The organism is Kribbella sp. NPDC058245 (genome assembly GCF_042882005.1).
In the GTDB taxonomy this organism is placed as follows: domain Bacteria; phylum Actinomycetota; class Actinomycetes; order Propionibacteriales; family Kribbellaceae; genus Kribbella.
Map to the genome: position 1 here is coordinate 36418 of NZ_JBHVWY010000004.1, position 24177 is coordinate 60594.

21 protein-coding genes are annotated in these 24177 nt (G+C 68.0%); 11 read left to right on the plus strand and 10 right to left on the minus strand.

The features are described from left to right. Positions 1 to 84: 84 nt before the first annotated feature. Both ACFVWG_RS09465 and ACFVWG_RS09470 read right to left on the minus strand, forming a co-directional pair. Positions 85 to 1017 carry a TRM11 family SAM-dependent methyltransferase gene (locus ACFVWG_RS09465; RefSeq protein WP_391542726.1) on the minus strand — a complete coding sequence of 311 codons (933 nt, stop codon included), beginning with the start codon at positions 1015 to 1017 and terminating at the stop codon, positions 85 to 87. Positions 1018 to 1422: 405 nt separating this feature from the next. Beyond that, a complete protein-coding gene (locus tag ACFVWG_RS09470) occupies positions 1423 to 1617 on the minus strand; it encodes a hypothetical protein (RefSeq protein WP_391542727.1) in 195 nt (64 codons plus the stop codon). 90 nt (positions 1618 to 1707) lie between these two features. Here ACFVWG_RS09470 and ACFVWG_RS09475 point away from each other — a divergent pair, with 90 nt between their 5' ends. From ACFVWG_RS09475 to ACFVWG_RS09485, 3 genes are all read left to right on the plus strand, one after another. Continuing rightward, positions 1708 to 2310 (plus strand): cell wall protein, encoded by a 603-nt coding sequence (locus tag ACFVWG_RS09475; RefSeq protein WP_391542728.1) that lies wholly within the window; start codon positions 1708 to 1710, stop codon positions 2308 to 2310. Positions 2311 to 2323: 13 nt separating this feature from the next. After that, complete coding sequence (locus tag ACFVWG_RS09480) at positions 2324 to 3142, plus strand: MauE/DoxX family redox-associated membrane protein (RefSeq protein WP_391542729.1); 819 nt, start codon at positions 2324 to 2326, stop codon at positions 3140 to 3142. 202 nt (positions 3143 to 3344) lie between these two features. After that, the gene (locus tag ACFVWG_RS09485; RefSeq protein WP_391542730.1) at positions 3345 to 5408 is read left to right on the plus strand and encodes a PQQ-dependent sugar dehydrogenase; all 2064 of its coding nucleotides are present in this window, start codon (positions 3345 to 3347) and stop codon (positions 5406 to 5408) included. A 99-nt stretch (positions 5409 to 5507) separates the two neighbouring features. Here ACFVWG_RS09485 and ACFVWG_RS09490 read toward each other — a convergent pair whose 3' ends face one another. Genes ACFVWG_RS09490 through ACFVWG_RS09510 form a run of 5 tightly spaced genes read right to left on the minus strand, consistent with a single transcriptional unit; the run spans position 5508 to position 9033 of the window. Then, on the minus strand, positions 5508 to 6461 hold the full coding sequence (locus ACFVWG_RS09490) for a zinc-binding dehydrogenase (RefSeq protein ID WP_391542731.1): 954 nt from the start codon (positions 6459 to 6461) through the stop codon (positions 5508 to 5510). 58 nt (positions 6462 to 6519) lie between these two features. After that, positions 6520 to 7032 (minus strand): NUDIX domain-containing protein, encoded by a 513-nt coding sequence (locus ACFVWG_RS09495; RefSeq protein ID WP_391542732.1) that lies wholly within the window; start codon positions 7030 to 7032, stop codon positions 6520 to 6522. A 14-nt stretch (positions 7033 to 7046) separates the two neighbouring features. Beyond that, entirely contained in the window at positions 7047 to 7634 is a 588-nt protein-coding gene (locus ACFVWG_RS09500; RefSeq protein ID WP_391542733.1) for a hypothetical protein, read from the minus strand. Beyond that, complete coding sequence (locus ACFVWG_RS09505; RefSeq protein ID WP_391542734.1) at positions 7631 to 8335, minus strand: hypothetical protein; 705 nt, start codon at positions 8333 to 8335, stop codon at positions 7631 to 7633. The genes ACFVWG_RS09500 and ACFVWG_RS09505 overlap by 4 nt, the downstream gene beginning before the upstream one ends. Further along, the gene (locus ACFVWG_RS09510; RefSeq protein ID WP_391542735.1) at positions 8332 to 9033 is read right to left on the minus strand and encodes an ABC transporter ATP-binding protein; all 702 of its coding nucleotides are present in this window, start codon (positions 9031 to 9033) and stop codon (positions 8332 to 8334) included. Before ACFVWG_RS09510 ends, ACFVWG_RS09505 begins: the two co-directional genes overlap by 4 nt. A gap of 121 nt (positions 9034 to 9154) precedes the next feature. On the opposite strand from ACFVWG_RS09510, the gene ACFVWG_RS09515 reads away from it, so the two are divergent. From ACFVWG_RS09515 to ACFVWG_RS09530, 4 genes are all read left to right on the plus strand, one after another. Further along, complete coding sequence (locus ACFVWG_RS09515) at positions 9155 to 10012, plus strand: sensor histidine kinase (RefSeq protein WP_391542736.1); 858 nt, start codon at positions 9155 to 9157, stop codon at positions 10010 to 10012. Next, the gene (locus ACFVWG_RS09520) at positions 10009 to 10668 is read left to right on the plus strand and encodes a response regulator (protein ID WP_391542737.1); all 660 of its coding nucleotides are present in this window, start codon (positions 10009 to 10011) and stop codon (positions 10666 to 10668) included. The genes ACFVWG_RS09515 and ACFVWG_RS09520 overlap by 4 nt, the downstream gene beginning before the upstream one ends. Before the next feature lie 62 nt (positions 10669 to 10730). Continuing rightward, positions 10731 to 11837, plus strand: coding sequence for an NAD(P)/FAD-dependent oxidoreductase (locus ACFVWG_RS09525; RefSeq protein ID WP_391542738.1), 1107 nt, complete (start codon positions 10731 to 10733; stop codon positions 11835 to 11837). A gap of 187 nt (positions 11838 to 12024) precedes the next feature. Then, a complete protein-coding gene (locus ACFVWG_RS09530; RefSeq protein WP_391542739.1) occupies positions 12025 to 12888 on the plus strand; it encodes an alpha/beta fold hydrolase in 864 nt (287 codons plus the stop codon). 397 nt (positions 12889 to 13285) lie between these two features. Here ACFVWG_RS09530 and ACFVWG_RS09535 read toward each other — a convergent pair whose 3' ends face one another. After that, positions 13286 to 14296: a medium chain dehydrogenase/reductase family protein gene (locus tag ACFVWG_RS09535; RefSeq protein ID WP_391542740.1), complete on the minus strand. Its 1011-nt coding sequence runs from the start codon at positions 14294 to 14296 to the stop codon at positions 13286 to 13288. 135 nt (positions 14297 to 14431) lie between these two features. Between ACFVWG_RS09535 and ACFVWG_RS09540 the strand changes: the two genes are divergently transcribed. The 4 genes from ACFVWG_RS09540 (at position 14432) to ACFVWG_RS09555 (ending at position 22436) form a co-directional block, all read left to right on the plus strand. Beyond that, positions 14432 to 17086, plus strand: a complete 2655-nt coding sequence (locus ACFVWG_RS09540) for an ATP-binding protein (RefSeq protein WP_391542741.1) — start codon at positions 14432 to 14434, stop codon at positions 17084 to 17086. A gap of 74 nt (positions 17087 to 17160) precedes the next feature. Further along, positions 17161 to 18369 carry an acyltransferase domain-containing protein gene (locus ACFVWG_RS09545; RefSeq protein ID WP_391542742.1) on the plus strand — a complete coding sequence of 403 codons (1209 nt, stop codon included), beginning with the start codon at positions 17161 to 17163 and terminating at the stop codon, positions 18367 to 18369. Positions 18370 to 18641: 272 nt separating this feature from the next. Then, a complete protein-coding gene (locus tag ACFVWG_RS09550) occupies positions 18642 to 19343 on the plus strand; it encodes a DUF998 domain-containing protein (protein WP_391542743.1) in 702 nt (233 codons plus the stop codon). A gap of 15 nt (positions 19344 to 19358) precedes the next feature. Continuing rightward, positions 19359 to 22436, plus strand: coding sequence for a BTAD domain-containing putative transcriptional regulator (locus tag ACFVWG_RS09555; protein WP_391542744.1), 3078 nt, complete (start codon positions 19359 to 19361; stop codon positions 22434 to 22436). Here ACFVWG_RS09555 and ACFVWG_RS09560 read toward each other — a convergent pair. Both ACFVWG_RS09560 and ACFVWG_RS09565 read right to left on the minus strand, forming a co-directional pair. After that, a complete protein-coding gene (locus tag ACFVWG_RS09560) occupies positions 22420 to 23160 on the minus strand; it encodes an ABC transporter permease (RefSeq protein WP_391542745.1) in 741 nt (246 codons plus the stop codon). The genes ACFVWG_RS09555 and ACFVWG_RS09560 overlap by 17 nt on opposite strands. Continuing rightward, a complete protein-coding gene (locus ACFVWG_RS09565) occupies positions 23157 to 24089 on the minus strand; it encodes an ATP-binding cassette domain-containing protein (protein ID WP_391542746.1) in 933 nt (310 codons plus the stop codon). The genes ACFVWG_RS09560 and ACFVWG_RS09565 overlap by 4 nt, the downstream gene beginning before the upstream one ends. Positions 24090 to 24177 lie beyond the last annotated feature (88 nt).

The window sequence follows — 24177 nt, forward strand, 5'->3', positions numbered from 1 at the left end:
CGAACCAGCCCCCAGACCCGGCAGGCAGGCTGGGCGATAAGACCACCGGCCCACCATCCGGACCTTGCGCGGAGCAACCGCTTCCTAGGTCCGCGTGCGGCTCAGCACATACACGGTTGGCGTGGCGCCGCCGTACCGCAGCAATCGTTCGCGGACGATCTTCAGCCCGCGAACCCCAGCCACCGCTTCCTGCAGCAATCGTTTGTCCTCGGTCATCAGGACGGCCCGTCCGTCGTTCGTCAGCACGCGCGCGATCTCGCCGAGGGCGGCCGGGTAGAGGCGCTGGTTGTCTCGGTGGCTGCCGACCCGTTTGCCGAAGGGGAGGTTCGCGATCACGCGATGCACGCTGCGGTCTGGTTGCTGAAGGTTCTCGGCCAGCCCGGTGGTCAGCTGCCCCGTGCCGCCGAGGTTGCGCCGCGCCAGCTCGACGGACTCTGCAGTGCGATCCGATCCAAGGACCTGTACGTCGTGAGCCTGGCGACTCGCGGCGACCAGTAACGTGCCTGATCCGCAGAACGGGTCCAAGACCCGTTGCCCGGCACGGATCTTTGCCAACCGCACCAATACCTCGGCAACGACCGGATTAGTGGCCCATGGCAACCGTTCCAGCCGCCCGAACCGTTGTGTCCAATGCAATTCTCCAAGCTCGGCGACCCATCCGTGAACAGAATCGGTCACGTTGACCGCCCAGCTCCGCGGGTCGTTCCACCACCCCAAGCATTCCTCGACGGTTGCGACCAGCCCACGTCGTACGGCGGCATTGTCCGTGCCGACGCGAAAGGCGAGCGGGCCGAGATGTTGCAGCGGGACAAGGAAGTTCTCATCCCCGGGCCGCCCGGGGAGCGGTATCGCCGCCGAGGAGTACAGGCGGCACGCGGACAGTTCGCGGAGACTGCCGCGCACGTGGCAATCCACCGAGGCAAGGCCGGAACGGAGGACCGTGACGGACGGGAGGTGCGTGAGTTCGGCGGCGAGGAGGTCGGCCGCGCCTTCCACACAACGAAGATTCAACTGCACAGGTGACTCCTGAGATCGCGTCGATAATCCGAATCGATGCGCGACGTGTCTCATCACCACCAGCGGTCTAGACCTGTGGTGGGTGGAGCACGTCTCTCAGAAACCAGTCACTGCCCGCAGTTCAGCCGGGGTTTCGAGCCGGGCGCGTGTCGTTAGGCAAAAAGTTTCCATTTCTGTCGAGGTCTGGGAGATTTCTCATCTGAGGAGTACAAAGAGTTTCTGTAGGTCTTACCGCCCCTAGACCTGGAGGTACTTCATGGATGTGATGTACGGACTTGTCGGCGAAGCATCATGGTTCTGTTGCGGCAACGCATGGGGACCCTGCGCGAGCACCGGAACAGGTGCTTGCGGGACGTGTCATTCGGGGAACTTCCAGCACGCGTGGACGAACACCTCGGATGCTTGTTACGCGATCACGCGGCCGGACAACTGCGGGGTCACCGGGGTCTCCCGGCGGACCTGTGGGTTCCGGCACGCGACGACGAACCTGTGCAACGGTTCGCGCGTCGTCACGTCGATCGCGGACTGCGGGCCGCGGACGCGGTCGTTCTGTGGCGAGCGCGCTTGCTGCGGCGGGACTTGTGCGTCGAACCGGGTCATCGACCTGACCCCGGCGGCGTTCACGCGGATCGGCAGCCTCAATTCCGGGCTGATTCCGGCCGGCATCGATGTGGGATGAGGTGAGCTGAGATGACATCAACGATGGATCGTCGTGCTCTGCTCACCAGGGCCGCGCTCGGCGCGACCGGACTCGTGGCTGCCAGCGCACTGGGGTCGCTGGCACCGGAGGCCGCGTTCGCCGCGTCGGCTCAGGTACCGGATCCGGGCGCACCGGATCCCAACTTCGCGGAAGGTCTGATCACCGGCCGCAACCAGGATCTCCTGCAGGTCAACGGATCCGACGGCCGGATGCACAAGATCCAGCTGACCGGCGCGACCAGTGTCTGGAAGCTCCAACCGACCACGATCGACCAGGCGATGATCGGTGATGGCCTCTACGCGCGCGGCGTCAAGATGCCGAACGGCGTACTGGCGGCGGAGTCGGTCTGGATCAACATCGTCAACCTGGACGTGATGATCAACTCGATCAGCCGGACCGGACTGAATCTGGATCACTTCGGCCAGAAGATCTTCGGCCACATCCAGGAAGGGATCACGGCCGCCGCCTACAACGGCACACCGGCGATCTCGGACCTGTCGTTGCTGAAGGTCGGCCGGCATGTCCAGGTGATCGGCGCCTGGCGACCTGGGACGAGCGAGATCGACATCGCGACGATCTACGCGGCGAACTGACCGGGAGGCCGCGATGTTCGCACAGCAGGTGGCGGCCGCCCAGCCGCTGCTGATCGGACTGCTTCTCCTCTGGTCGTCGTACGGCAAGCTGGCCAGCCCGGAGGAAGCAGAGAAGACCGCCCTACCGAAGCTCGTCGGCGAGAACCGGGCCAGGCCCGCTTATCGCGCCGTCGGCGTCATCGAAGCGGTCCTTGCCCTGGCACTCCTGAGTCCGCCCGCCTGGACTGCAGAAGCGCTCGCGGCAGTCGTCCTCGGTGCCGGGTTCACCGGTTACCTCAGCTACGCCAAAGTCGTCGTCCCCGAAGCCTCCTGCGGCTGCGCTGGCAAGTCGGCCAAACCTGTGGGCTACCGATCGATCGGGCGCGCATTGTTGCTGATGGCAACAGCAGCGGGAGCGTTGACGGCATCCCAAGGATGGTGGTCGGCCGGACCGGCCGCACTCGTCCTGATCGCAGAGGCGGCAGCGTTCGTCGCGTTGTCGCCCGAGCTCGACCGCTATTGGCTCCTCCCCCTCCGAAGGCTGCGCGTCCGGCTCAGTCATCCACTCGCGGGCACCGCGAGCAACGCCGTACCGCTCGCCGCCACGCAACGCCGTCTGCTCCTCAGCCCCGCCTATCGCGCGGTGAACGGACTACTCAGGTCCGACATCCGCGATTACTGGGACGAGGACGACTGGCGGTTCGTCAGCTACACCGCCCGGTACGACGGCCGCCCGGCAACAGCCGTGTTCGCCGTACCGCATGGTGACTCGGATTCCGTCCGGGTCGCGGTGGTCGACGAGACGTCGGGGCAGACGCTGTACCGCCCGGCACTCCTGAGTCTGGCGGGCTGACAAAGGTTCGACCAATCCAGCCCCCGCGGAGCCGTTCAACGGCTTCGCGGGGGCTGGCCGTTGTCCGGAGCGGAAAGCGCATGCCAGACTCGCGCTCACCGGTTGACACCACTTGCTCACTGGTGGTGTCATGCCGAATATCGTTAGGAAAGTTTCCTAATAAGAGTGACTCCCCTCCGCCCCGGAACACCAGGAGACCTCGATGACACCTCGCACGCTCCGGCGCAGGCTCGTGTCGAGTGCGGCCGCCCTCGCCGCCGCGCTTGCCCTGACCTCCGCTCCCCCGACCGCCACCGCGGCCCCGACCGATTACCAGGCCGAGACCGCGACCATCTCCCAAGGCGTGGTCGAGTCCAACCACGCCGGCTACACCGGCACCGGATTCGTGAACTACGACAACCTCGTCGGCAGCTACGTCGAATGGACCGTCACGGCACCGGCCGGCCCGGCCGATGTGACGCTCCGGTTCGCCAACGGTACGACGGCCACCCGGCCGCTCGACTGGACCGTCAATGGCGTCTCCGGCGCCGTCGGCATCACCTATCCCGGCACCGGCGCCTGGGAGACCTGGGTGACCAAGACCGTCCGCCTCCAGCTCGCCGCCGGGACCAACAAGATCCGCGCCCGCGCCACCACCGCCGACGGCGGACCGAACGCGGACAAGCTCACCGTCAACCCGGTCAGTGACGACGTCACCCCGCCGTCCGCACCGAGCAACCTCGCGGTCAGCAACGTCAAGTCGAACGCGGCCACCTTCACCTGGTCCGCGGCCACCGACAACGTCGGCGTGGTCCGGTACGAGATCAACCGCGGCGGCAACGTCCTCAAGGTCGTCGACGGCAACACCCTCTCGGCGACTGTCGACACGCTCACCGCCAACACGTCGTACGACGTCTCGGTCGGTGCGTTCGATGCCGCAGGCAACGCTTCCCAGCAGAGCAACGTGGTCGCGTTCACCACGCCGGGCAGCGGCGACACTCAACCGCCGACCGCGCCGGGCAGTCTGCGGTCGACCGGCGCGACCGCGAACAGCGTGTCTCTCGCCTGGAACGCCTCCACCGACAACAGCGGCAGCATCGCCGGGTACGACGTCTACCAGGGCGCGACCAAGGTGGCGACGACCGGTTCGCTGACCACGACCGTGACCGGGCTGACTCCGAACACCGACTACACCTTCACCGTCAAGGCCCGTGACCCGGACGGCAACGCCTCCGCGGCGAGCAACGCCGTGACGGTCCGTACGTCGGCCACGGGTGCCGGCGGAATTCCGGCGTACGACAAGGACATCGCGAAGGTCGACCTCGGCTGGAGCGTCGCGTTCCTGCCGGACGGGTCCGGGTCGGCGCTGGTGACCGAACGGGACCGGTTCGAGGTACTGCGAGTGACCGCGTCAGGCCAGAAAACCACGCTGGGCAAGGTTCCTGGCGCGGTGACGACCACCGGTGAAGGCGGTCTGCTGGGTCTGGCGATCTCGCCGAACTTCACCACCGACCACTGGGTGTACTTCTACCACACGGCCGCGAACGACAACCGGATCGTGCGGATGAAGTACGAGAACGGCGTACTGGGGACGACCTCGGAGCCGGTGCTGACCGGACTGGCCAAGAACCGGTACCACAACGGCGGCCGGATCGCGTTCGGTCCGGACGGCAAGCTGTACGCGACGGTCGGCGACGCGAAGAACTCTGGCAACTCACAGAACAACGGCTCGCTGAACGGCAAGATCCTGCGGATGAACGCCGACGGTACGCCGCCCAGCGACAACCCGTTCTTCAGCACCGGCGGCAACGCCCGCTACGTGTGGAGCCGCGGCCACCGCAACCCGCAGGGTCTCGCGTGGGACTCGCGCGGTCAGCTCTGGGCGGCGGAGTTCGGTGAGAACAGCCAGGACGAGCTCAACCTGATCCAGAAGGGCGGCAACTACGGCTGGCCCGCCTGTGAGGGAACCATCGGCGACTGCGGCGGCTACATCGCGCCCAAGCGCACCTGGTCAACGTCGCAGGCCGGACCGAGCGGCATCGAGATCGTCAACGACTGGATCTACATCGCCGGCGTCACCGGCGAGCAGTTGTGGGTCACCCAGATCAACTCCGGCGGTACCGGCGTCGGCACCCCTCAGGCGGTCTTCTCCGGCCGCTGGGGCCGCCTGCGCAGCGTCACCAAAACCCCCGACGGAGGCCTCTGGCTGACCTCCACCAACGACGACAAGAACGGCGGCACCCCGAGCGGCATCGACAACGTCATCGTCCGCCTCAAGTTCGGGTAGCTGTGTCTGCCTAGGGACAGGACGTATACGTCCAATCCGCCCGGTTCGCTCACTCGCTGAGCGGGCCGGGCGGCCTACTTAGACGACTACATCCTGTCCTTAAGCAGGCAGCAAGAGCGTCTTGCCGACGGTGGTCCTCGCCTCGATCGCGGCATGGGCCGCGGCCGCGTCGGCCAGTGGGAAGGTTTGACCGATCGCTGGGTCCAGGCGATTCTCGGCGAGAAGTTGCAGGGCCCGGCGCGGTAGGTCGCGCCACGCGACCGGGTCCGGCTGATAGATGCCGACCACGGTGACGTCGTCGCGATGATCCGCGCCCGCGAAGTCCCCACTGGCCGCTCCGTAGCCGAGGAACCGGCCACCCGGGCGGGTGATCGCGTAGCCTGCCCGGCCGATCTCACCGCCGGCTCCGTCGAACACCACGTCCACACCATCGAGCCCGTCGGCCCAGCCGGCCACCGAGTAGTCCACGGTCTCGTGAGCGCCAAGCTCGCGAACGCGGTCCAACTTGGCGGAACCTCGAGCGGCCGCGACTACGGTCGCACCTGTTGCCGAGAGCAACGGAATCAGCCAGCTGCCGAGACTGCCCGCAGCCGCGGTGATCAGCACCCGCTCACCGGCGGACACCGCCGCCAGGTCCAGCTGCGACAACGCCGTGGCCCCGTCATGCAAGGCCGCCAACGCCGTACTCAACTCCAGCCCGTCCGGCACCGGGAACACTTCAGTCGCCGGTACGACGCTCTGTTCGGCGTACCCGCCGCCGTCATAGGACCCGACCCCACCGGTGCCCGCAATCACCCGCCGCCCGACCAGCCCAGCGTCCGCTCCGGGCCCAACCGACCGCACCACACCAGCCACCCCCGCGCCCGGCACGATCGGCAGCTCAAGCTTGAAGTACTCCTGTCCCCACCCAGCCCGAAGCTGCGTGTCCAGGAACAACACCTCGGCCGCCGCAACGTCGACCACCACCTCACCCGCCCCAGCGACAGGCTCCGGCACCTCAACCAGCTCCAGCACCTCAGGACCACCGAACCGTGCAATGCGAACTGCCCGCACCGTGAACCTCCTCAACTCGTCAAGGTTCATCACGCTAGAACCTGAAGTGTTGTTGAGGTCAAACAGTCCGCCCGAAATCCGAGTACTGAGGGACGCCTGACTCCAAAGCTTGGACGGCAAGCGTGAGGCGGCGATGCATCGAGGGACGGAGCCGTGGTTGCGCCTCATCGAGGGTCAGGAACGCCACCGCACCCACCTCCCCCGGTTGCATCACCAGCTCCTCGTCATCGTTGAGCACGCCCCCGTCGAAGACGAACGCGATTGCGTCGTGCCAGACGCCGCGCGCCGGATCCCAGTCGACGACGAGCAACGCTCCGATGGTCAGCTCGAGCCCGACCTCCTCCAGCACCTCACGCCCGCAGGCGTCGTACGGGGACTCGTTGGCCTCCGCGATGCCGCCGGGGATGTCGAGGAACGGTTTGTACGTCGGTTCGATGAACAGGATCCGTCCGTCCCGATCGCGGATCAGCGCGCCCCCGGCGACCCGCTTGCGCGGCAACCGCTCCGCGATCCCCGGGTGAAACTCCGCCTCGGGTTCGCCCTCGGCGATCAGATCGTCGTGTCGGCTCATGGCGCCAGTCTCGCTCAGGCGTCGCGGCGGAGGAACGCGGCGGTCGCGACGCCTCCGATCCCGACGAGCCAAGCGACGGCCGCGAGCGCGCCGGTGGTCGCAGACGCGCGGTAGAGCTCCGCCGCCGCTTGGTCCGGGAGCCAGCGGCCGTCGTCGGCGAGCAGCGGCGACACGATCAGAACCAGGCAGAGTGTGCCGACCAGGGCAGGGATGAGCTGTCGGACGACCACGGCGACGCCGTACGCGAAGAGACCGATGAAGGTGAGGTACGCCGCCGCGCCCGCTGGCCGCTCCGATCCGCCCAGCAGGGCAGTCGGTACGGCGGTGAGCGCGATGGTGATGGCAGCAGCCACAGTCTTGGCCGCAAGGAGACGACCACGAGCCGGTACGGCGATGAGCGTCGTACTGAATTGGCGGCCGGCGTGCTCGTGCGCGACCGGGATGATGCCCAGCAGGACGAACCCGGCTTGGACATACGGAACGAGGTCGACCGATCGATCCGCGGCCGTGAGCAGGCCGGAGACCGCGAGGATTCCGGCGACGGTGAAGCCGGTGATCGGCAGGGTGCGGAGCTTGGAAAGTTCCGCGAGGACGACGCTCATGCGTCCCGCCGGGCGAAGACGAACCCGGCCAGCAGGCAGAGCAGCAACGCCCACCCCGCCATCACGAACCCACCTGGTACGGCGGCGAGTCCGCCGTCGACCGTCCTGACCCCACCGAAGAGCCGGCGACCAGCCAGGTCGGGCAGCCAATGAGCGAGCGGCGTGAGTTTCGTGAGCAGGAGCGAGACGGAGACCAGCGAGCTGTTCAGGATCAGGACGATCAGCGGTACGACGCCGTTGCGGAGGATCACCGCGATCGCGAAGCCGAGCAGCCCGCTGAACACCCAGTACAGCGTTGCCCCGAGGCAACTGGTCAGGACTTCGGACGCGGAACTGGACGGCCGCGCGATCCCGATGCAGATCGGCATGGCGAGGAGCGCGCTGAGCACGATCAACAAGATGATGGTGATCGCCTTCGCGAGGAGGACTCGGGCCCGGCTCGGGATGGTGGTGAGAGTCGTGGTGATCTGGCGGCCGCCACCGGCGTCGGCACTGTTGGTGGTGTATTCGCTGCTGATGGCAACGACTCCGATCACCACCGCGCCGACGGTACCCAGCGGCAGGCTCTCAGTACCGGTCGCCTCGCCCCGGCTCGCGGTGAGCACCTCGATGGCGGTACATCCGAGCACGGTCAGGGCGAGTCCGGCCCAGACCGCGGGCAGTGCGAAGGCCTTACTGAGTTCGGCTTTGAGCGCATTCATCGGGTCACCCCGGTCAGGGCGAAGAAGGCTTCCTCCAGGTCGGCGTATCCCGCGGTGACGTCGACAACGGTGCCGGTGGCAACGATCCGTCCGTTGGCGATCACCACCAGGTCGTCGGCGACGTCGGCCACCTCGGACATCAGATGGCTGGACAGCAGGACCGTGCCTCCGGCGTCGGCGCGGTCGCGTAGCAGGCCGCGGATCCACCGGATGCCTTCCGGGTCGAGGCCGTTGACCGGTTCGTCGAGGACGAGCGTCTCGGGTTCGCCGAGCAGGGCCGCGGCGATCCCCAGTCGCTGCCCCATCCCCAGCGAGTACTTCGCCACCGGGCCCCGCGCGTCGTCGGCCAGACCGACCTCGGCCAGCACCTCCTCGACCCGGCGCTGCGGAATACCGTTGCTGCGGGCAACCCATGCGAGATGGCTCCGGGCGGTCCTGGACCGATGCGCCCCGGATCCGTCGAGCATCGATCCGACCATGCGCAACGGTTCGGACAGAGCGCCGTACGGCCGACCGCCGAACAGCGCGCGGCCGCCGTCGGCGCGGTCGAGGCCGAGCAGAATCCGCAGTGTGGAGGACTTGCCCGCGCCGTTCGGACCGAGGAACGCGGTCACCCGACCCGGCCGGGCCACGAACCCGACTTGGTCGAGGACGGTCCGGGAGCCACGGCGTTTGACGAGCTGGTCGATCGTGATCATGTCCTCATTCCAGTCGTCGCCGACGGCGTCCGGATCGGGCCTGGGTCCGGACCTTCTCGGTCCCAGGTCCGTCAGACCTGAGTCCGATGTGGAGGGACTGCCAACTCCCTAGACTGGCTGGGTGGAAGCCAACGATCGGCCTGTATTGCGTTCTCGCGCCTGGCCGATTGCGTTTGCCCTGCTGGTCTTTCTGCTGCTCGTGCTCGCGGCCGTCGGCGCCAGTCCGCCGGCCGCAGCCCTCGCGGTCACCCTCGCCATCGTGATCTGCGCGGCCGCGGTCGTCGTCTGGGCTCTGCTGCGCACCCGCCGCCAGCGCCGGCGCTACGAGGACGAACTGACCGCATGGGCGGCCGAGCGCGCCACGCACGCCGAACGGTTGCGGATCGCTCGCGACCTGCACGACCTCGCCTCGCACGGACTCGGTCTCGTCACCGTCCGCGCCGCCTCGACGCGTGGGCTGACCGGACCGGCCGGGGACGCGGAGCGGATCGCCGCGCTGACCGACATCGAACGGGCCGGCCGCCAGGCAACCACCGAGCTGCGCCGGATGCTCGCCGTACTGCGCTCTCCCGGCGACGGTACGTCGTTGCAACCGGCAGAGTCGTTGACCGACCTGCCCCGGATCATCGAGCTCGCCCGGACCAGCGGCGTACAGGCAGACCTTGCGGTCGACGACCTTGGGGAGGTGTCGGGCGGCGTCCAGCTCAGCGTGTGCGCAATCGTCCGCGAGGCCCTCGCCAACACTGCCCGGCACGCCGGGCCGACGCGCACACAGGTCGCCGTACGGCGAGAAGGCGGCGCGGTCGTCGTCACCGTCACCGACGACGGGCCGGGCGCTGGTTGGGTTCCGCACCCGGGCGCTGGCACCGGACTCGCCGGACTGCGGGAACGGGTCGGCGCTCTGGGCGGGTCTCTGCAGGCAGGCGCGAGGTCCGGCTCCGGGTTCGAGTTGGTCGCCCGCTTGCCGGATCGCCCATGAGCGCGGCCGTTCGGGTGCTGGTGGTCGACGACCAGCCGTTGATCCGGCACAGCCTGCGGCTCGTCGTCGACGGTGCGCCAGATCTGGCGGTGGTCGGCGAGGCCGGCACCGGTACGACGGCAGTCGCGCGGGCGGTCGAGTTGCGGCCGGACGTCGTACTGATGGACATCCGGATGCCCGACGGCGACGGGATCGAGGCGACTCGGCGGATCACTAGCGAGCTCGCCGCCACGCGGGTCGTCGTACTGAGCATGTTCGAGCTGGACGAATACGTGCACGCCGCGCTGCGGGCGGGGGCCAGCGGGTTCTTACTGAAGGATGCGGAGCCCGACCGGCTGGTGGACGCCGTCCGGCGAACGCACGCTGGTGAATCGTTGTTCGCTCCGAGCATCCTGACCCGGCTCGTCGAGCACTACCTCGGTCGATCGATGCCGCAGGCAACGGCTGCCGACCTCACCGAGCGGGAGGCGGAGGTGCTCACGCTGATCGGCCGCGGGCTGTCCAACCAGGAGATCACCCAGACCCTGACGATCTCGATGGGGACCGCCAAGACCCACATCGGCAACCTGCTCGCGAAGCTGCATGCGCGCGACCGCGCCCAGCTGGTGATCGCGGCGTACGAACGAGGGTTGGTAACGGCGCCGCCGCGCATGTGACGGGCGTCATGTCACGGCGGGCGGGTGGGCCGTGTCCTCAGGGGTGTCGAAAGGGGACAGAGATGAAACCGCACATTGTCGTGCTGGGAGCCGGGTACTCCGGGATGATCGCGGCCAAGCTGGCTGCTCGCCGTACCGACGGGCACGTCACGCTGGTGAACGCGCGGGACACGTTCGTGGAACGGGTTCGGATGCATGAACTGGCGTCGGGGAAGGCGCTGCCTTCGCGGCCGATTGGTCAGCTGGTCAAGGGGACGGGGATCGAGTTCGTCGTCGACCGGGTCGTGCACATCGATGCCGAGCGGCGGGTGGTGACGCTGAGCGGGCGGGAGGTCGCATACGACGTACTGATCTATGCACTGGGGAGCCGGGCGGATCTGGATTCGGTGCCAGGGGTTGGTGAGTACGCGTATACCGTCGCGGATGTCGCGAGTGCTGGGCGGCTGCGGGATCGACTGCGGAGCGAGGGGTCGATCGCGGTGGTCGGTGGTGGGCTGACCGGGCTCGAGGCGGTGACCGAGATTGCCGAGTCGTATCCGGGGCGGAAGGTTCAGCTCGTGACTGCGGGCGCGCTAGGCGGTGCGTTGTCGCAGCGCGGCCGGCGGCATCTGCACAAGGTGTTCGACCGGTTGGGAATCGTGAAGGTCGAGCAGGCGCGGGTGGTCGCGGTTGACGCGAGCGGTCTGCAACTGGCCGATGGCGGGCGGGTCGACGCGGACGTGGTGGTGCGGACGACCGGGTTCGAGGTGTCGGACATCGCGCGGAAGGCTGGGTTCGCGGTCGACGACAACGGGCGGATGCTGGTCGACCAGACCTTGCGATCGGTGTCGCATCCGGAAGTGACCGCGATCGGCGACTCGGCCGTTGTGCGGCCGGAGGGTCAGGACGAACTGCGGATGGCTTGTGCGACAGGGATTCCGATGGCCGGCCATGCGGTTCGGGCGTTGACGGATCGACTAAACGGGCGGGAGCCGCGCGGCTTGAAGTTCCGCTACTTCAACCAGTGCATCAGTCTTGGCCGCCGCGATGGAGTGATCCAGTTCGTCCGGGCCGACGATTCACCGGTCGAGGCGGTGCTGACCGGACGGCTGGCGGCGAAGTACAAGGCAAGCATCGTGTCCGGCGCGTTCTACACGATGCGGAATCCGCTGCTCGCGGACTTCAGTTAGTGCGCTGAGAGCGGACCGCCAACCTGCGTGGCACCTGGTCCGGCACGCTCGGGCGGGGGCGGAAACTGCTGCCGGAGGACGCTTGGTCAGTGGGCGCAGTCCGCCTGCCTTGCCCGACCAGAGCGAAAGTCCGTTGACCGGGAGGGGCGGGGTGGGGGTTGATTGCGTGGTGACTACAGATCGGGCCGTGGGTGCCCTCTCCGCTTTGGTTGGTGCGCCGGTTGACCGTGGGGGTGTTGATCGGGGTGGGCGGCGGCTCAGCTGGGTTGCGGGTGGGAGCGGGCCGACCGTCATTTTCGAGGCCGGGGCGGCGTCTCCGGTGATCGGGTTCGCGGCGGTGTTCAAGGCGCTGGCGGCCGATCACCGGGTGATTGCTTACGACCGCGCCGGGTACGGCGCGAGCGAGGTGGCGCCGCTGAGTCTGGAGGGGCAACTGGATGATCTGATCGCCGTGCTCGAGAGTGCGGGATCTGGGGTGCTTGTCGGACACAGTTGGGGCGGGTTGCTCGTTCAGCTCGCCACCTGGGCACGCCCTGATCTCGTGGACGGTCTTGTGCTGCTGGATCCTTCGCATGAGAGGTTCTGGTCAGCGCCGCCGGTGCTTCCGACTGACGACGTTCGGCGGGAGGAACAACTGGAGTCCGCCCGCGAGCAGGCTGCGACCACGGCTCGCGTCGCCGGCACCACGCCGGAGATCGAGCAGTTACTGGAAGCGGCCTGTCTGTCCTACCTGGAGACACCCGAGCAGATGGCGGTCCACCTTGCCGAACTGCCGATGATTCTCGACCACCTCCCCGAGCTGGCCAAACGCCGTACTGAGGCTGTCTGGCCGCAGCTTCCGGTTGTCGTTCTGACCGCTATGAAGGATCGCCCCGAAGCATTCGTTCGCCCCGTCCTGGACCTGCATGGCGCCGTGGCCGGCGCCACCAACGCCAGGCACACGGTCGTCCCCGACTCCGGCCACTACCTCCACCTCGACCGCCCCGACCTGGTCACCGAAGCAATCCGCGAAGTCACCGGCGTACCCTTTCAGGCGGTGGGTGGCGTGTAAGCACCGGTACGGCGGCGACGGCGATCCCGGCGGTGAGGGCAGCAGCGGCGATCAGGCGAGTGTGCGAGACATGAGGGGATTTCCGGCTCTCCTGTCCGATGTGTGGGTGGATCGGGCTCGCCGGCATGGTGACTTCGCTCGCTGGCCCGCCCGGCCGCCGCACGACCCCGAGCGATTTGCCTGCCTAGCCACCCAAATCAGGGGTTCCGCACCCTGGTTATGAGTACATAACCCCCCATTTCCGTGCCTAGCCAGGCAAATGTGGTGGCAGATCCATCCCAGCTTCTCGCCCGGCCGCGGTCGGAATCCCCGAGACGCCGGGAACCACGGACCCTGGCAATGTCGCACCACCTACACATCGAGCAGGAGAGCCGGATTTCCTTTCCAGGGAACGACTTCAGGGGATGATGACGACCTTGCCGGCGGCTGAGCCGGACTCGGCGTACCGGACCGCGTCGGCGACGTCGGAGAGCGGGAAGGCGCGGGCGATCCGGGCGGTGATGTCACCGGCGGCGAGCTGCCCGAAGACGGCTTCGAGGTCGGTACGCATCTCGGCCTGGTGCTTAGCGAGCCGCCGGCGTCCGGCCCAGAGGTTGAAGAACGTGGCGGACTTTCCGTTCGGCAGGAGGTTCCACAGCAGGAGCTGGCCGATCAACGCGAGGACAGGAAGCCGGGCGTTACCCTCCTGATCGCGAGTGGCCGCCGTACCGTAGGAGACGAGCGAACCGCCGCGGCCGAGCATTGACCACGACTTCCGGATCTCCGGCCCACCGACGTGATCGAAGACCGCCTGTACGCCGTTGGGCGCAATCGCTCGCACCGCGGCGAGGACGTCCACCGAGCGGTCGACCGGAATCGCGCCGAGCTCACGGACGTAAGGGAAGTGCCGCTTGGACACGACTCCGATCACCTGCGCCCCGGCGTGCCGGGCGAGCTGGACGAGCAGCGATCCGACGCCGCCGTTCGCACCCAGTACGACGATGGTGTCGCCGCGACGGACCTTGGCGATCGCGAGCATCCGCCGAGCGGTCACACCGTTCACGATCACGGCCTCGGTCTCCTCGGCGCCCACCCCGTCCGGCACGAGTGCCAGGTCCGCGGTGTTGATCAGCAGCCGGTCGGCCCAGCCGCCGATCTTGGTCACCGCGGCGACCCGCTGGCCGACCGTGAACCCGGAATCGCCTGACCCGAGGGACTCGATCACCCCGACCACGTCGTACCCGGGAACGAACGGGAACGGCGGCTGGTCGTAGTACTTGCCACGCCGCATCTGCTGCTCGGCGAACGACACCCCGGTCGCCTCCATCCGGACCAGCGCCTGGCCGGGCCCGACCTCCGGGGTCTCCCGCCGGCGCAACTGCAGCCCGTCCGCCTCCACGATTCCGGGCAGTTCAACCTCGGTGATCATCCTTTTGCCTCCTCCAGAGCGTCCTGCTGACAAGGTCAACAGTGCCGCCGGTGCCGCTCCCCGCGCGTCGGCGAGAACTACGTAGATTGCGTACGTACACCGTCCGTCCCTCGATTACGCAGGAGAGCCGAGTAGATGCAGTTCGTAGCCCGCCAGAAGGAACTGCAGGCGATCGAAGCGCTCACCCAGGGCGCAGCCGACGGTCGCGGCGGGGCGATCGTCGTGCTCGGCGAGGCCGGGATCGGCAAGTCGACGCTGATCGAGACCGTCACCGAACGGCTCGACGGCTGGCTGATCCTGCGGGCCGACGGCACCGAGTTCGAACGCGACCTCCCGTACGCCGCTCTGCACCAACTGTGCTCCCCCGTCATCGAAGCGCGGACGGGGCTACCGGATGTCCAGCGGCAGGCCCTGGAGTCGGTCTTCGGACTGGCCGCCGGTACGACGCCGAGCCCGCTGATGGTTGGTCTCGCCGTACTCGGTCTGCTCAACGAGCTCCAGCAGCCGCTGTGTTGCGTGGTCGACGACATCCAGTGGATCGACGCCGGTACGCGCCAGGTGCTCGCCTTCGTTGCGCGGCGCATCTCTTCTGAGGGGATCGCGATGATCCTGTCTGGTCGTCCGGACGGCGCCGGCTTCTCCGATCTACCCCAGTTGCCGCTGACCGGGCTGGACGAGAAGGAGGCTCAGGCGCTGCTGCGTTCAACCGGTCGGGCGGGTCTCGACAGCAACGTACTGGATCGGATCTTGGCCGAGGCACACGGCAATCCGCTGGCCCTGCTGGAATTCGACGGCACTCCGGGCGGTCAACGTCGAGGTGTTGTGGAGGAGCTGGAGGCCGAGTTCACGCGCCGGGTACGACGGTTGCCGGAGGCAACTCAGTTGCTGCTGAGCCTCGCCGCGGCTGAGCCGGTTGGTGACCTCGGTCTGTTACGCCGGGCCGCGAAGCGACTCGATCTGACGCTGACCGCTGCCGCCGAGGCTGAGGACGAGGGGCTGGTCACGCTCGGACCGCGGTTGCGGTTCCGTCATCCGCTCGTGCGGTCGGCGGCGTACCAATCGGCTACGCCCGGCGTCCGCCGCAGCCTGCATGCCGCGTTGGCCGAGGCGACCGACGCCGAGACCGACCCGGACCGGCGGGCCTGGCATCGGGCGCACGCGGTCATCGACACGGATGAGGAGGTGGCCGCCGAGCTGAGCATCGCGGCAGAACGCACCCAACTCCGTGGTGATTTTGCGTCAGCCGCAGCCTTCCTCGAACGCGCTGCCCAGTTGAGCCCCGAGCCTGGCGAACAGGCCGCGCGGCTGCTCGCCGCGGCCAGTCTGCGGCTCAAACTCGGTGCGTTCGGGGAGGCCCGCGAGCTGCTCACACAGGCCGAACGGCGTCCGCTCGACGCGGCACAGCGCACCCAGGTGAAGTTGCAGCGGGCAACGATCGACGTGTACGTCACGCGCAGTCCGGAGGCGACCGCCGCCCTGGTCAGCGCCGCGCCCGGCCTCGGCCCCGAGGACGCGACGGGAACGTACATCGAGGCGTTCTCGTCCGCGATGTTCATCGACCGGATGCCTGGCCGGCTGCGGCAGCTCGGGGCGCGCATCCGCGCGCAGGTCCCGCCGCGCGAGGACCCACGGCCGGCCGGCCTGTTGCTGACCGCGCTCCTCGATCAGGCGATGCTGTCGGTCGACGAGGCCGTGCCGGCCATGCGCCGAGCCGTCGATGCGTTCCGTACGGCGGATCTCGCGGACCCGTGGTGGATGGAGCTGGCCTGCATGATGGCACTCGATCTGCGCGACTCCGAGGCGACGGACGAGATCTCGGCCCACCAGGTGGAGCTGGCGCGCCGGCAGTCCGCGCTGGCGATTCTTCCGCAGGCACTGAAGTTCCAGGCGATCACCCAGACGATGTTCGGCCGATTCGCGGAAGCGGAGGCGGCGCTGGCCGAGGCGGCGGCGATCGACGAGGCGGCCGGAAGTTTCAGTCTTGCGTTCGCCGACGTCATCCTCGCCGCCTGGCGTGGCAACTCTGCGCAGTTCGACGAGCTGCGGGCGTCCATCCAGAATCGCGTCGGGCGCGATGAGCTGGTGGCGGAGCTGTATGCGGCCGCCGTCCTTCGCAATGGGCTCGGCGACTACGCCGGTGCCCTCGAGGTCGGGCTGACCGCCTATTCGGAGCGAGAGCTCGGCTCGTACGTCATCTGGCCGTTCGACTCCGAACTCGTCGAAGCCGCGGCCCGGGCCGGGCGCCCCGAAGCCGCCGCCCCGGCACTGGACCAGCTTGCTCGACTTGCGCGCACGAACCCCATCCCCTGGGCAGTCGCACACCACCTGCTCGCGCAGGCCTTGCTCGACCCAAATTCGCCGGACACCGACAGCCGGTACCGCGAGGCGATCGACCTGCTCGCGCAGACCGACGTACGGGCCCAGCATGCGCGGGCGCGACTCCTGTACGGCGAGTGGTTGCGTCGCGAAGGTCGTCGTGCGGAGGCGCGGGTCGAGCTCCAGGCAGCGCACGAATCCCTGTCCACGATGGGTGCTTCTGCCTTTGCCGAGCGCGCGGCTCGTGAGTTGTCTGCGACGGGTCAGCGTCCGCGGCGGGACGGTACGAATCCGTTGGACAACCTCACCGCGCAGGAGCGCCTGATCGCCACCAAGGTCGCCGGCGGCGCAACCTCCAAGGAGGTCGCGGCCACGCTCTTCCTCAGCCCGCGCACGATCGACACCCACCTCCGCAACATCTTCCGCAAACTCGACATCACCTCCCGCCGCCAACTCCGCGACCTCTCGTTGTGAGGTAGGTCACACAAGTCGTGCATTGGATGCGGCCCGCGTGGTGTGGTCGGAACTCACCGGCTGAAGGGGTGCAGATGATGGACGCGAGGACGGCGGCACAACGACTCGGCTTCCCACCCGAGGCCTGCGCGCGGTTCGCAGCCATGGACGCCGCCCGCACGAAGGAAACGGCCCACGTGGAGGAACCGGTACGCGCAGCGGAATCGGCACACCTGGTGGAATCGGCACGCATGGTGGATCCGTCGCACCTGGCTGAACAGGTGTACGTGGACGAATCAGCACACATGGGTAAATCGGCACGCATGGTGGACCCGTCACGCCTGGCCGAACCGGTGCAAGCGGCGGAAGCGATGCGCGAGGTGGGGCCGGCGCTGCAGTTGCCTGCGGATGCCGCGGGGTTGCTGGAGTACTGCGGGGTGGCGGAGCGGGATCGGGTGGAGATATTGGCGGCTCGACCGGATGCGGGGCGGGATCCGGAGTGGTGGGCGCTCATCTCCGCACTGGTGGGGAGTTTGGAGCGGGAGATGGAGGCGCCGCTGCCCTCGACTGGGCATACAGCTTGGCCGGTGGTGCCGGAATCGTCAACGGCGGTTGGGATGTGGGCGTGGGCTTGGGCGTTGCTGGCGAATGTGCCGCCACTGCTTGAGGTGCATCGCCGGCGGGGTGTGCCAGAGGCTGTTAGTCGAGCCACCGTCGGGGCGCTTGGCGGGGTGATGGGTAGTCATCGCGAGATCTACGGGCGGTCCGGCGTGGGGTTGATGCCGTTGTGGGGACCACCGCTTCGGTTCCGGGGCGCGGACTACGAGATCGGCCGGCATTCATTCACTCGCACCCAGCTCGGCCTCGGTGATGGCGTCGCGGGGCACCTGCTGATGGTGCATGTCCCACCGACCGGGCCGCTCGATCCCGCGGTCTCTGAGCAGTCGATCGCGGCGGCTGCCCGGCTCTTCCCGCAGTGGTATCCCGACGAACCGCTCTACGGGTTCGTCTGCCCGTCGTGGCTGCTCGATCCACAACTGGCCGAGTACCTTCCGGCGGACTCCAACATCCTCACCTTCCAACGCCGCTTCACGATTCTCCCCCTGCTGCCACCCAGTACGCCGTACGAAGGTGATCACGAACTCATGCGCCTCGCTCTTCAGCTCGACCCGCCGGAAGGCGCTCTCACAGCCGAGGACCTGGACCGCATTCCGCAGGACACCACCCTGCAGCGAGCCTTTGTCAGACACCTCAGGGACGGTCGGCACTTTCACCTCCGCATCGGCTTGCGGCAGCTCGCATAACACGAACAGAAACGTTTCAGCCCGCAACGCCCGCACAGTCCTCGCCTCCGCTGAAATCGCGGGCGCACCCGAGCCACCACGCGGGGACACGGCGCCACCACTGGTGGCGTGAGACACCTCGTCGGGGCTGGAGACCTGTTGCCAGAGGTCTCCAGCCCCGATTACCCGTCTCCGGCCACTACTGGTGGCGCGGGACCCCCGAGCGATCGGGGCGCTACGCTTTGTGGTCAGACAACTACCCATCCCGCCCAAGTACATGTCGGAGGTCGGAGATGGTGGAAGCACGTCCCGTCAGGTCGGTCCGTACGGCGGTTGCCGCGGCCGCGCTGGTGGTCGCGGGAATCCAGTACGTCGTACTGGAGGCGCTGACCGCGGCGGCGTGGAAGAACCCGCCGTACAGCTATGCGCACAACAACATCAGTGATCTCGGCGTACCGTCGTGCGGCGGTGAGGTCGGTGGGCGGGTGATCTGCTCACCGCTGCACACTCTCATGAATACGAGCTTCATCCTGCAAGGCGTTCTGTACGGCGTCGCCGCGCTACTGTTGTTCCGCCTGCTGCCGGGTCGGCGGCCGTGGATCTACGCGGTGCTGGGTGTCATCCACCTGATCGGTTTCACACTGGTGGGTCTGTTCCACGGGTCGCCCGAGGCGGGTCTCGACGGCGGCATGGCCATCCACATCTTCGGTGCCGCCCTGCTGATCCTGTCCGCCAATGCGGCATCGATCGTGGTCGGGCTCCGGCTCCGCGCCACTCACCGAGGCTGGGGTCTGACCGGGATCGCGCTCGGTGTCCTCGGTCTGTTGTCGCTGGTCGTGATGGGCGCGACCGGCGGTTCCGACATTTCCTCGGCGTTCGAGCGCGGTTCGGTCTACCCGTTCATCGCCGCCGAACTTCTCGCCGGTGTGGCCCTGCTCGCGCTGCAGCGCTCAACCGGTGAGGTGCCGGTCGCCAAGGAGTCGAACCCGGTCTGATGGCAAGATCTGCCTGTGCAGATCGGGATGCTGGGGACGTTCGAGGTTCGTGGGGACGATGGTGTCCTCGTCGACGTTCCGGGCGCCCGGTTGCGAGGTGTGCTGGTAGCACTCGCTCTCGACGCCGGTCAGGTCGTGCCCAAGGCGCGACTGGTCGACTGGGTCTGGGGCGAGCAACCACCGGCCGAGGCGGTGAACGCCTTGCAGCGCTTGGTTTCCCGACTGCGCAAGGTCCTGCCCGGAGCGGCGATCGAGGGTACGACGGACGGGTACCGGCTCGTGGTCGCACCGGAAGCCGTCGACGCGCTGCACTTTGAACGCCTCGTCGGACAGGGACGCCTTCGTGAAGGACTCGACCTCTGGCGTGGTTCCGCACTCCAGGACATCGGTTTACAAGACAGTACGGCGTTCGACGCGGCCGTCACCCGGTTGGAGGGTCTGCGGCTGACCGCGGCCGAGGACTGGTTCGACGCCGAGATCGACCGCGGTCGCGGCGCTCAGTACGTCACGGAGCTGACCGACCTGGTCGCCGCGCACCCGGTGCGCGAGCGGCTGGTCGGCGCGCTGATGCGGGCCTTGGCCGCGAGCGGTCGCGACTCCGAGGCGCTGCTCGTGTACGAGCGCACCCGGGAGGCCCTCGCCGACATCCTCGGAGTCGATCCGTCACCCGAGCTCTCCGCCATACATCTGAGCCTGTTGCGCGGTGAGCGCACGGTTCAGAAACGTGAAACCAATCTGCGGGCTGAACTGACCAGCTTCGTCGGCAAGGACGGCGATATCGCCGTCGTCCGCGAGCTCGTCGCCGCACACCGACTCACGACGCTGATCGGACCCGGCGGCGCGGGCAAGACCCGGCTGGCCACCGAAACGGCACGCACGATGGTCGGCGACCTCCCGGACGGCGTCTGGCTGATCGAACTCGCACCGATCGGCGGCGAGGCTGAGGTCGCCCAGACCGCGATCGCCGCGCTCGGCCTGCGGGACGCACTGCTCGGGGACGGAACGGAAACCGATCCGACCGAGCGCGTGATCGCGGCGTTCCGGGAGCGCGAGGCCCTGCTGATCCTGGACAACTGCGAGCACGTGATCGACTCGGCGGCCCGCTTCGCCGAGCGGGTTCTCGGACAGTGCCATCGGGTCCGGATCGTCGCGACCAGCCGGGAGGCGCTTGGCATCACCGGCGAAGCGCTGTGGCGGGTCATTCCGCTCGCGCTGCCGACAACCGATGCCGAGGCCGGCGCGTCCCCAGCCGTTCAACTGTTGAGGGAGCGGGCGAGCGCCGTACGGGAGGATCTCGGAACCGACGCGCAAACCCTGGCGACCATGGCTCGGGTCTGCCGTGCGCTGGACGGGATGCCGCTGGCGATCGAGCTCGCCGCGGCTCGGCTGCGCACGATGTCGCTCGATCAGTTGGCTGACCGGCTCGACGACGTGTTCCGCCTGCTCACCGGCGGCAGCCGGACCGCGCTCCCCCGGCAACGAACACTGCGCGCGGTCATCGACTGGAGCTGGCAACTGCTGAGCGACGCAGAGCGGGAGGTGCTGCGGAACCTCTCCGTCTTCGCCGGCGGCGCGACGCTGGGCGCGGCCGAGAAGGTCTGCGGCACGAACGACGTACTGGAACTCCTGACTGCGTTGACCGAGAAGTCATTAGTCGTTGCCGATAGCAACACGACACCGCGGTACCGGATGCTCGGGACGATCAAGGAGTACGCCGCGCAACGGCTCACCGAGTCTGGTGAGGCGGAACTGACCCGGCAGGCGCATCTCGACTACTTCACCGAGCTCGCTGCGACCGCCGATCCGCATCTGCGCCGGGCGGAACAACTGGAATGGCTCGCCATCGTCGGTGCCGATCACGACAACCTCAGCGCTGCGATGCGCGGTGCGATCGCGGCCGGCGATGCAGCCGCGGCCATGCAGCTGGCCGCGGCGGCCGGCTGGTACTGGTGGCTCAGTGGCCACAAGGCCGAGGGCAACGACCTGATCCGGGCGGCCATCGCCGTACCGGGCGAAGTGACCGATGAGACTCGGGCCATCGTCTACGCCTTGCTCATCCTGTTCCTGAACTCCGGGCCTGGCGACGAGCAAGTGGCCCGGGAATGGATCCACGAGATCCATCGGATCAGCGAACGCAGTCAGCTCGTCAACCCGATGCTGCAGTTGGTCGACCCGCTCGAACGGATGCTGCAGGCACCGGGCGACTTCCTGCCGGCCTGGGAACCGTTGCTCGACAGCGAGGATGCGTGGGTGCGCGCGCTGGCCCAGCTGCAGCTCGGCAAGATGCGGATCGTGCTCGGCCACGCCGGATATGAGGCGGATACCTACCTCGAGGCCGCGGTCGTCGAGTTCGAATCGCTCGGCGAGCGGTTCGGCATCACGTTCGCACTCTCGGAGCTGTCCGACCGGATCGCTACCCGCGGCGAGTTCGCCGCCGCGTGCGCCCACTACGAGCACGCGATCGAGGTGATCGCGGAGATCGGCGGCACCGACGACCTCATCCGGATGCGGTCCCGGCAGGGTGAGCTCTACTGGCTGCTGGACGACCCGGAGCGCAGTGCGGCGGCGATGGCTGAAGCCCAGCGGCTGGCCGAACAGGTCAATTGGCCGGGTGCGCTGGCTCATCTCGCACTGTCCAAGGCGACGCTCGCCCGGTGGCGCGGTGACGGCGATGACGTGGCCGCACAGCTAGCCGCGATCACCTCGTTGCTCGGCGAGGAGGCAGAGCAGCCGAACATCCGGACCATGACCTCCACTCTGCGCGCTGCCATCGCCGAAGATCTCGACGAGGCCCGGACACATTGGGCGGCGGCCTGCGAGTCCGCGGCCCAGACCGGCCACGCGAACATGATCGCGGGCGTCGTCGCGGGAGTGGCCGGTTATGCGGTACGGCGGGAGCGGTACGCCGACGCCATTCGGTTGCTGGCGGCAAGTACCGCCGTACGGGGACTGGCAGATCTGGCGAACCCGGAGATCCCGCGGATCGAGCAGGCAGCGCGAAGCCGCCTCGGCGACGCGGAGTACGCCGAGGCGGCTGCGGAAGGTGCTGACGCGGACTGGAATCAGCTGGTCGCGGTCACGCTCGCTTCTTGAACGTGGCCGACGACCAGAAGTAGCCGACCAGCGCGATTCCGATGCACCAGGCAACGGCCTGGACCACGTCGGAGGTTTGCGGGGCGCCGTTCAGGAAACCGCGCAGGGACTCGATGATCGGCGTGAAGGGCTGGTACTCGGCGAACTGCCGGACGCCCGGACCCATCTTCTCCGCGGGCACGATCGCGCTGCTGAAGAACGGCAGCATGATCAGCGGGATGGCCGCCATGCCCGCGGTCTCGGGCGACTTCGCTGCCAGGCCGAGTGCGACCGTGAGCCAGCCGGTCGCGACACCGAGCAGTACGACGATGCCGAGCACGGCCACCCAGTCGCCGAGACTCGCCGACGGGCGGAAGCCGAGCGCGAAGGCGACGCCGACCAGCGCAATGACCGAGATCAGGTTGATCGCCACACTCGCGACGACCTTTCCGGTCAGTACGGCGGACCGCGGGACGTCCATCACCTTGAACCGGTTGATGATTCCCTTGGTCATGTCCGCGTTCGCGGCGATCGCCGTACCGCCGAGGCCGTAGCAGACGGCGAGCAGGATCATCCCTGGTGTCGCGTAGTCGACATAGTCGACGCCGACGTTGAAGGCGTCGCCGAGCAGATAGACGAACATGAACAGCATGACGACGGGCATCAGTACCGCGTTGAAGATCGTGGTGGGGTTCCTGGTCAGATGCTTGACGTCGCGGCGCAGCATGACGGTTGTGGTGCTCATTTCGCAACTACCTCCGTGGCGTGGCCCGTCAGGGCGAGGAAAACGTCATCAAGATCAGGGGTGTGCACCGAGAACTCGTCGGCGCTGAGGGCGTACTCGTCGAGCCGGTCGAGCAGCGCGCGGAGCGAACTCGTCCCGCCGTCGCTGGGGACCTTCAGAGTCAACGTCTCGTCGTCGCGGGTGGCCTCGGCGAAGAGCTGCGCGGCCACGTCGAGCTGAGCGGTGTCAGCGAATCGCAGCCGGACATGCGTGCCGGGGATCTGCCGCTTCAGCTCGTCCGGGGTGCCTTGGGCAACCAACTTGCCCTGGTCCAGTACGGCGACCTGATCGGCGAGCTGGTCGGCCTCGTCGAGGTACTGCGTGGTGAGGAAGATCGTCACGCCGTCCGCGACCAGCTCCCGGATGATCGTCCACATCGTCCGCCGGCTGCGCGGGTCCAGCCCGGTGGTCGGCTCGTCGAGGAAGATGATCCGCGGGTTGCCGACCAGCGTCATCGCCAGGTCGAGCTTGCGCCGCATACCGCCCGAGTACGTCGACGCCGGCTTCGGCGCGGATTCGGTCAGATCGAACCGCTCGAGCAGGCCGGCGATCACGCTCCGGTCGGCGCCGGGGCTCAGATCGACCATCAGTTCGAGGTTCTCCTGGCCGGTGAGCAGCTCGTCCACAGCCGCGAACTGGCCGGTCACGCCGATCACCTTGCGGACCGCTTTCGCATCCGTGGCGACGTCGTACCCGGCGATCTTGACCGTGCCGGCGTCGGCGCCCATCAGGGTGGTCAACACGTTCACGGTGGTGGTCTTGCCCGCGCCGTTCGGCCCGAGCAGCGAGAAGACCGTCCCCGCGGGGACCTCGAGGTCGATGCCGTCGAGGACGATCTTGTCCTTGAATGTCTTGCGCAGTCCCGAGACTGCGATCGCCGTATCTCTCATGCCTTCAGCATCGGCGGCCGCGCAGACACGGCCCTGACACGCGCCTGACACGGCCGCTGACGCTTGGATTCTTACTGGACTGGATGCT

Excerpts from the sequence above, each read along its gene's own strand:
- ACFVWG_RS09470 (WP_391542727.1), bottom strand. The coding sequence starts at position 1,617 with ATGACCCGGTTCGACGCACAAGTCCCGCCGCAGCAAGCGCGCTCGCCA.
- ACFVWG_RS09475 (WP_391542728.1), top strand. The coding sequence starts at position 1,708 with ATGACATCAACGATGGATCGTCGTGCTCTGCTCACCAGGGCCGCGCTC.
- ACFVWG_RS09480 (WP_391542729.1), top strand. The coding sequence starts at position 2,324 with ATGTTCGCACAGCAGGTGGCGGCCGCCCAGCCGCTGCTGATCGGACTG.
- ACFVWG_RS09485 (WP_391542730.1), top strand. The coding sequence starts at position 3,345 with ATGACACCTCGCACGCTCCGGCGCAGGCTCGTGTCGAGTGCGGCCGCC.
- ACFVWG_RS09495 (WP_391542732.1), bottom strand. The coding sequence starts at position 7,032 with ATGAGCCGACACGACGATCTGATCGCCGAGGGCGAACCCGAGGCGGAG.
- ACFVWG_RS09500 (WP_391542733.1), bottom strand. The coding sequence starts at position 7,634 with ATGAGCGTCGTCCTCGCGGAACTTTCCAAGCTCCGCACCCTGCCGATC.
- ACFVWG_RS09505 (WP_391542734.1), bottom strand. The coding sequence starts at position 8,335 with ATGAATGCGCTCAAAGCCGAACTCAGTAAGGCCTTCGCACTGCCCGCG.
- ACFVWG_RS09510 (WP_391542735.1), bottom strand. The coding sequence starts at position 9,033 with ATGATCACGATCGACCAGCTCGTCAAACGCCGTGGCTCCCGGACCGTC.
- ACFVWG_RS09520 (WP_391542737.1), top strand. The coding sequence starts at position 10,009 with ATGAGCGCGGCCGTTCGGGTGCTGGTGGTCGACGACCAGCCGTTGATC.
- ACFVWG_RS09525 (WP_391542738.1), top strand. The coding sequence starts at position 10,731 with ATGAAACCGCACATTGTCGTGCTGGGAGCCGGGTACTCCGGGATGATC.
- ACFVWG_RS09535 (WP_391542740.1), bottom strand. The coding sequence starts at position 14,296 with ATGATCACCGAGGTTGAACTGCCCGGAATCGTGGAGGCGGACGGGCTG.
- ACFVWG_RS09540 (WP_391542741.1), top strand. The coding sequence starts at position 14,432 with ATGCAGTTCGTAGCCCGCCAGAAGGAACTGCAGGCGATCGAAGCGCTC.
- ACFVWG_RS09545 (WP_391542742.1), top strand. The coding sequence starts at position 17,161 with ATGATGGACGCGAGGACGGCGGCACAACGACTCGGCTTCCCACCCGAG.
- ACFVWG_RS09550 (WP_391542743.1), top strand. The coding sequence starts at position 18,642 with ATGGTGGAAGCACGTCCCGTCAGGTCGGTCCGTACGGCGGTTGCCGCG.
- ACFVWG_RS09560 (WP_391542745.1), bottom strand. The coding sequence starts at position 23,160 with ATGAGCACCACAACCGTCATGCTGCGCCGCGACGTCAAGCATCTGACC.
- ACFVWG_RS09565 (WP_391542746.1), bottom strand. The coding sequence starts at position 24,089 with ATGAGAGATACGGCGATCGCAGTCTCGGGACTGCGCAAGACATTCAAG.